Raw genomic sequence first — 6,199 nt, 5'->3', positions numbered from 1 at the left:
TGCCCAATAAAAAAAAGAGAAAAAGAAAATAATTTAAAGTGAATCATATGCTTTTTTAGCGGTTTTAAGTTTATCTTTAGCAAAATCAATCCTACTGTCAACTTCATTTGACGGTTTGCTTGCATCAAGAGCACTCTTAACGTTTTGAATAGCCGAATCCGCCCGTGTCAGTTCTAATTTTGCATCATTATAAACTTTGACGTCGTCAGGACCTCCCGCATAATAAGTTGCCTTAACACTGTCAAACTTCAAAGACAAATTCGTATATTCGGATTGCAACTCTGCAAGTTCATCATATTGAGTTCCAGAGGATATTTCATTTGTAATTCCGCTAGAAACTATACTATAACCCACATATGCCACTACAATAATTGTGGATATAATCATTATAATACCAACCACAGAAATCAACATTGAAGTGGATTTAAATAAGCTTAGCCTAGATTTTCTCATATTAACCTCAATAAATAATTTACTTGTTAATATTTTATTAATATTACTATATTAATGTTACTTATCAGACGCTCTCATGCAACATTTTTATAAGTAAAAAAAATTAATATTATGATAATGAACTCTACAAATAAAACACAAACATCAACTGCAAAATTCGAAGAATTTTTTGCAACATCATATAAGGACGATGTATTTAAAATACTTGAAAAATATCCCGATGAGCGATCACTTACTGTAAACTATCATTCATTGGAAATATTTGATCCTGAACTTGCAGATTTGCTGATTGAAAAACCTGAAGAAGTTATTCAAGCAGCACAAATTGCGATTAAAAATATCGATCCTTTAGTAAAAGATGCTGACATCAACATCAGATTTGAGAATCTTTCCAATGTAATTCCGCTAAAAACTCTTTTAAGCAAATATATTGGAACATTCGTTTCTGCAGACGGTATTGTGAGAAAGACTGATGAAATCCGACCTCGTATTGAGACAGGTGTTTTTGAATGTAGAGGATGCATGAGACTGCACGAGGTCGAACAAACTTCAGGAAACCATATCATAGAACCATCATTATGTAGCGAATGTGGTGGAAGATCATTTAGATTGCTTCAAGAGGAATCTAAATACATTGACACCCAAACCGCAAGGATGCAGGAACCTTTGGAGAATTTATCCGGAGGAACCGAACCTAAACAGATGCTGATGATTCTTGAAGACGATTTGGTGGATGAATTGAATCCTGGAGACAAGGTAAGAATTACCGGAACTTTAAAGACATTTAGAGAGGAAAGAAGCGGCAAATTTAAAAATTACATTTATGTTAACCACATTGAACCTTTAGAACAGGAATTCGAAGAGCTGCAACTCTCAGAAGAGGATGAAGAAAGAATCATCGAATTATCACAAGACCCTCACATTTATGATAAAATTATAAAATCCACCGCCCCTTCAATCAGAGGATACAGAGACGTTAAGGAAGCCATTGCCCTTCAGTTATTTGGTGGAGCTGCAAAGCAACTTGAAGACGAAACCAAATTAAGGGGAGACATACACATCCTGATTGTTGGAGATCCAGGTATCGGTAAATCCCAGATATTGAAATACGTTTCAAGGCTCGCTCCAAGAAGTATCTATACAAGCGGTAAAGGTACAAGTGGAGCCGGTTTAACTGCTGCTGCCGTCAGAGATGAACTTGGTGGCTGGTCTCTAGAAGCAGGAGCATTGGTGCTTGGGGACCAGGGTAACGTATGTGTTGACGAATTGGACAAGATGAGATCAGAAGACCGTTCAGCACTTCACGAAGCATTAGAACAGCAAACAGTAAGTATCGCAAAAGCAGGAATTATGGCAACCCTAAACTCAAGATGTTCCGTTCTTGCGGCTGCAAACCCTAAATTCGGAAGGTTTGACAGGTATAAAGTACTTGCAGAGCAGATTGATTTGCCTGCCCCAATTATTTCTCGTTTCGATTTGATTTTTGTTATTGAAGATAAGCCAAGCAGGGAAGGAGATTCAAAATTAGCGGAACATATCTTAAAAATACATAAGGAAAATACCGTTGATTATGAAATTGAACCGGAACTGCTTAGAAAATATATTGCGTATGCCCGTAAAAACGTCAATCCGCAACTTACCGATGAAGCAAACGACATTTTAAAAGAGTTTTATGTAAGCACAAGAAACAGCAACCCCGAAGAACAGGGTGCCGTTCCAATTACCGCAAGGCAACTAGAAGCTATCATTCGTCTGTCCGAAGCATGCGCTAAAATTAAACTTAAGGACTATGTTGAAAAAGAAGATGCTGAAAAGGCAGTTCGCCTAACCATGGCCTGTCTTAAGGAAGTGGGTGTTGACCCTGAAACTGGAGAAATTGATGCCGACATCGTTGGTGGAGGAACTCCAAAATCCGACAGAGACAAAATCCAAAGAGTAACTGAAGAAATCAAACTCCTTGAAGAAGAATATGCTGGAGATGCTCCGTTGAATGTTTTAGTTTCAAATATGAGTGAAAAATACGGAGTCAGTGAAGACAAAACAGAACAAATTGTCAGGAACCTGAAACAAAAAGGAGTAATATACGAACCAAATACCGGATACTTTAGGCGTGTTGTTTAAATCATTTCCATTACCGATTATGAAAATGTCCAATAACATTAAATTTAATATCAATTAAGTATAAATTTAAAATATCATGAAGAAATTGTTATTGGTCATTTTAATCTTTTTGATTATAGGCGCTGTCAGTGCTCATGATGACTCAAATGCCACTGCAGACCCTTTGCTCAAAGATAGGGAATACACTTCAGACATCAACGATGATGATGGTCCGTTGGTAATTGAAGAGGACGACTATATTCCTGTCGAGGTCAGGGCTGATGAAAAATGGAGTTTGAATGTTTATATTGACAAATATAACTCTACATCCAATGGCGAATTCAACAATGTGCAATACCGCGAAATCAACATTCCAACAAGCGTCATGGTCGACGATAACGAAGTGAATCTCGCTTTGGGAAAGCATAATATAGTATATGAATTCAAATTCACCAATACCAAATCGATATACCGGCCTGATGCATACATCAGCGATTCCGCCGTATATTTTGACTTTAACCTTGCTCGAACCGTAAAGACCCCTCAAAATTTAATTTACAGGTTCAGCTCACAATTCAACATCATACCGACCATAGAACCAACATCAACAACATTTGATTTAGAAGCCATCAACATAACCCGTTCCGATTCCATTTCATTCTATCTTAGAGGAATAAGTTACAGCAAAGTAAACCTTTATCTTGATGGCAAATTGTTTAATTCATTTGAAACCGATGACAATCCTTATGAGGACGAAATTGACACGACAAAGTTAGCGGCGGGATCCTATAATCTTGTCTGCACAGTGGAAACGGATAAGGTCTATGCCGAATATAATGTCAAAGCAGACACTACAGATTCGATGATTAATGTCAGATTCACAAAATCTAAAACTGTTTATTCCCCAAAAAGATACAGTATAACAATCAATACCACCCTAAATGTTTGTGAATTTCCCGAATTAAATCCGATCCATATAAATGCCCCTCAGATTGACATATCCTACACCAGAAGCATCCCGGTGCGATTTGTAGGTGAAGGGGCAGGAGATTTTGCAGTCTATATTGATGGTGAAAATGTCTACAATAACTCCATCCTACTGTCATGGGAAAATATCTGCTATATACCTACAAAAGATTCAAATGGAAATTATTTTGATGAAGGAAACCACAACATCTCATTTGAATTCGTATCTGCAGACAAGTATTCCCGTTTCAATCCTCAAATATCCTGGTACGACAATGCATTAACATTCTACTTTCTTAATTCACAGTACAGCGGCACAATTTTAAATGACAAATATATTGCAAATACAAAACTGAAAATAATCAATGAAAACCCGCAGGTTATCCCAATTGATTCGAAAGCCATCGTAAAGATTGTTCACACAAATGATATAGACCTAAAAATTGATAATTTACCTACTTATTATACTCTGACAGTTTTTGTCGATGATGTTGAAATCTATGACTCATATACTAACAGCAACGAAATCAACATCAAAACATTCTTTGAAAGGTCCTCAATTGAAGAGACAAATGAAAGAGACATTCAAACCGGCACCCACAGCATAAGATTTGAGTTCAAGACATTGTACAATTATGACGTTGACGCTTCATTTAGGTCAGGCACATTACATTTTAAATTCAACCCGGTTGATTCTGACATTAACCCAAAAGGAGTTTATTACCAGTTTAACACTTCCCTAATCGTTACAGAAAAGAAAAAGACAGTCCATATCCTAAATGTGAAAAACCAAACTTACTTTGATTTTACTGAATTTGTTGTTAAAATGGATTTGTATAAGCCGGAAAGCGATGATGACTGGGACGATGATGATAACGTGGAAAATCCAATAGGTACACAGGATGTTGGAATCATTGTGAGCGATGAAACTGGAATAGTCCGCATTGAGGACAATCTGATGAACGTTTACGAACATCAGCAGTGGAATTACGAATTTGAAAATGAGAATTTGCCGAAAGCAGGAATCTATACTATGAAAATTATCAATTTAGCGGACAACACCTATGATACTGCAACATTTGAAGTTAAAAAGGCAAACAGAATCTTCAAGAAAAAATACTCATCAGAGGACTTTAACGTTCTGTTCACCCTTGACTTTTCATCATGCAAGGGAGATTTGAATGTGCCTTGCCACATTACACTAAACAATGAAGAAAAAGTTATTAATCTAAAAAATCTAGAGAAAAACAAAAAGGAAGTGCTTTTTAAAGACGTAGATCCGGGAGTTTATATAGCAACATTTACCCTAAAAGGAAATGAAATATACAATGACGTTACTTTAAAATCAAAGGTCATTGTAGAAAAACAAGAACCAACAATCAAATGCCATCAAAGCGGAGAGAATAAACTTGACATTACAATAGACATCAGCAAAAGCAAAACTGATGCAGTTTTGGTTGTAAGTGCAGGCGGAGAACAAAAGAAATTTACAATAACTAAGAACACAAAACATCTTACAGTTGAATTCGATAATTTAAATTCCGGCAGCTATGATGTTGAAATCGATTTCAAAGGCAATGAAAGGTATACTCAAAAAACACTCAGCTCTTCAATTGAAATAACATCACATTCCAAAACACCAGTCGAAGAACCGGACGATAACACCGAACAACCAGAAAAGGGTTCCGGAAATAACACTGGAGGAAATAGTATCGGCAGTGGAGATTCTAATGCAACAGGCAGTGGAAACGGCACAACCAACGGAAAAATATCACTTAACGGCAAAGGATTTAACGGAGATTTCGGTTCACAGGGAAGCGGACATGGTGATGGGGCCAAAAGTTATGAGATAACCAAAAATATCATAAAAACCGACAACACTGCAAATACACTATTAATATTTTTTATCATATCCCTTATTCTTCTATTTTTAAGTTTCATTTATGAAAGACGGGAAAAAGATGAAGAAGAATATTAGTTCATTCTAATGATTCGATTACACACCCGATGCAGTTAAAGTTCAAGGAAAGCATCACATTACAAGCCTAACCGCAAATACCTATACTGCAACAGCTCCATCAAATGGAATACGTTGAAAAGCTTGTCTTACAAGCAGCCCTACCATCAAGACAATACAACAATTTAAAATAATAATTTCCACAATGGCCAATTTTTTTAAAAATAGCAATACATTAATAAATGATTAAGACCAAATTTAATATATTATACTTATACTAATTTTATAAGGAGCGATAATTATGGATAAATACGAAGATTTATTAGAAAGAGCAATAGACCAATTACCTCCTGAAGTATTTGAACATAAAAGATTCAAAATTCCTAAAGCTTATTCAGATATCCAAGGTAATAGAACATTTATTAAAAACTTTAAAGATGTTGCTGAAGGTTTAAACAGAGACCCTCAACATTTATTAAAATTCCTGATGAGAGAATTAGGTACCGCAGGAAACATTGAAGGTCAAAGAGCAATCTTGCAAGGTAAATTTACTCATTACCTAATCAATGAAAGAATTGAAGGTTATGTGGACAAATACGTAATCTGTCATGAATGTAACAGACCGGATACAAGAATCATCAGAGAAGGTAGAATATTCTTACTTAAATGTGCTGCATGCGGTGCAACAGCACCTTTAAAATCATTATAATTCTACTTTTTTAC

Annotated in this window: 4 protein-coding genes; 3 read left to right on the top strand and 1 reads right to left on the bottom strand. The window is 35.9% G+C overall.

Annotated elements, in window-relative coordinates:
• Positions 1–33: 33 nt before the first annotated feature.
• The gene (locus ACJMLO_RS06130) at positions 34–453 is read right to left on the bottom strand and encodes a hypothetical protein (protein WP_405294955.1); all 420 of its coding nucleotides are present in this window, start codon (positions 451–453) and stop codon (positions 34–36) included.
• 117 nt (positions 454–570) lie between these two features.
• Here ACJMLO_RS06130 and mcm point away from each other — a divergent pair, with 117 nt between their 5' ends.
• The 3 genes from mcm (at position 571) to ACJMLO_RS06115 (ending at position 6,185) form a co-directional block, all read left to right on the top strand.
• Complete coding sequence (gene mcm, locus ACJMLO_RS06125) at positions 571–2,574, top strand: minichromosome maintenance protein MCM (RefSeq protein WP_405294953.1); 2,004 nt, start codon at positions 571–573, stop codon at positions 2,572–2,574.
• 76 nt (positions 2,575–2,650) lie between these two features.
• Positions 2,651–5,497 (top strand): hypothetical protein, encoded by a 2,847-nt coding sequence (locus tag ACJMLO_RS06120; protein ID WP_405294951.1) that lies wholly within the window; start codon positions 2,651–2,653, stop codon positions 5,495–5,497.
• Positions 5,498–5,777: 280 nt separating this feature from the next.
• Complete coding sequence (locus ACJMLO_RS06115; RefSeq protein ID WP_405294949.1) at positions 5,778–6,185, top strand: translation initiation factor IF-2 subunit beta; 408 nt, start codon at positions 5,778–5,780, stop codon at positions 6,183–6,185.
• Positions 6,186–6,199: the final 14 nt, after the last annotated feature.

The organism is Methanobrevibacter sp., assembly GCF_045120835.1.
Lineage (GTDB): Archaea > Methanobacteriota > Methanobacteria > Methanobacteriales > Methanobacteriaceae > Methanocatella.
This window is presented reverse-complemented; position numbering and strand designations above follow the sequence as displayed.